This is a genomic window from Actinosynnema sp. NPDC059335, from assembly GCF_042752395.1.
In the GTDB taxonomy this organism is placed as follows: Bacteria; Actinomycetota; Actinomycetes; order Mycobacteriales; family Pseudonocardiaceae; genus Actinosynnema.
The window spans coordinates 3,131-4,882 of sequence record NZ_JBHYXZ010000283.1; the positions used below are offsets into that span (position 1 = coordinate 3,131).

Annotated in this window: 2 rRNA genes (1 of these 2 running past the window's edge); both read left to right on the plus strand. The window is 57.2% G+C overall.

Annotation, left to right across the window (positions count from 1 at the left end):
• Positions 1-1,528: ribosomal RNA gene (locus ACFXGA_RS39570) — 23S ribosomal RNA — on the plus strand (it extends 1,647 nt beyond the left edge of the window).
• Between the two features lie 109 nt (positions 1,529-1,637).
• Positions 1,638-1,752: ribosomal RNA gene (gene rrf, locus ACFXGA_RS39575) — 5S ribosomal RNA — on the plus strand; the annotation flags it as partial.

Consider the following 1,752-nt stretch of genomic DNA (forward strand, 5'->3'; position numbering starts at 1 on the left):
GGACGTCCGTGGTTGTGGAGCGCGGGGCCTGAACTTGTAGTAGTCAAGCGATGGGGTGACGCAGGAGGGTAGCTCCGCCAGTGAGTGGTAGTACTGGTGTAAGCGTGTAGGCCGACGTGTAGGCAAATCCGCACGTCATTGAGGCTGAGACGTGATGCATAGCCGATTGAGGCGAAGTAGGGTGATCCCATGCTGCCGAGAAAAGCCTCTAGTGAGTGTTCATGCGGCCCGTACCCCAAACCGACACAGGTGGTCAGGTAGAGAATACCGAGGCGATCGGGCGAACTGTGGTTAAGGAACTCGGCAAAATGCCCCCGTAACTTCGGGAGAAGGGGGGCCGAGGGATTTGAAGCCCCTTGCGGGCTAGGATTTTTCGGCCGCAGAGACCAGCGAGAAGCGACTGTTTACTAAAAACACAGGTCCGTGCGAAGTCGCAAGACGATGTATACGGACTGACGCCTGCCCGGTGCTGGAACGTTAAGGGGACCGGTTAGCTCTTCGGGGCGAAGCTGAGAACTTAAGCGCCAGTAAACGGCGGTGGTAACTATAACCATCCTAAGGTAGCGAAATTCCTTGTCGGGTAAGTTCCGACCTGCACGAATGGCGTAACGACTTCTCGACTGTCTCAACCACAGGCCCGGCGAAATTGCATTACGAGTAAAGATGCTCGTTACGCGCGGCAGGACGGAAAGACCCCGGGACCTTTACTATAGCTTGGTATTGGTGTTCGGTTCGGCTTGTGTAGGATAGGTGGGAGACTGTGAAGCGGGCACGCCAGTGCCGGTGGAGTCGTCGTTGAAATACCACTCTGGTCGTACTGGATGTCTAACCTCGGTCCGTGATCCGGATCAGGGACAGTGCCTGGTGGGTAGTTTAACTGGGGCGGTTGCCTCCCAAAGGGTAACGGAGGCGCTCAAAGGTTCCCTCAGCCTGGTTGGCAATCAGGTGTCGAGTGCAAGTGCACAAGGGGGCTTGACTGTGAGACCGACGGGTCGAGCAGGGACGAAAGTCGGAACTAGTGATCCGGCCATGGCTTGTGGAAGCGTGGTCGCTCAACGGATAAAAGGTACCCCGGGGATAACAGGCTGATCTTGCCCAAGAGTCCATATCGACGGCATGGTTTGGCACCTCGATGTCGGCTCGTCGCATCCTGGGGCTGGAGTAGGTCCCAAGGGTTGGGCTGTTCGCCCATTAAAGCGGTACGCGAGCTGGGTTTAGAACGTCGTGAGACAGTTCGGTCCCTATCCGCCGCGCGCGTAGGATACTTGCGGAAGGCTGTCCCTAGTACGAGAGGACCGGGACGGACGGACCTCTGGTGTGCCAGTTGTCCTGCCAAGGGCATTGCTGGTTGGCTACGTTCGGAAGGGATAACCGCTGAAAGCATCTAAGCGGGAAGCCTGTTCCTAGATGAGGTATCCCACCCTTTGTGGGTTAAGGCCCCCAAGAGACTATTGGGTTGATAGGCCGGAGATGGAAGGTCGGTAACGGCTGGAGTTGACCGGTACTAATAGGCCGAGGACTTGTTATGAAGGTGCTACGCATCCACTGTGCGGTTCTGAAAGAACCGAACCGGACCACCCGGTCCAGACGAGGGTTTGTCTGGGTGGGGTGCCTACGGGTTGGTAATTTCATAGTGTTTCGGTGGTCATAGCGGTTGGGGAACACCCGGTCCCATTCCGAACCCGGTAGTTAAGCCTTCCAGCGCCGATGGTACTGCACTCGTGAGGGTGTGGGAGAGTAGGACGCCGCCGA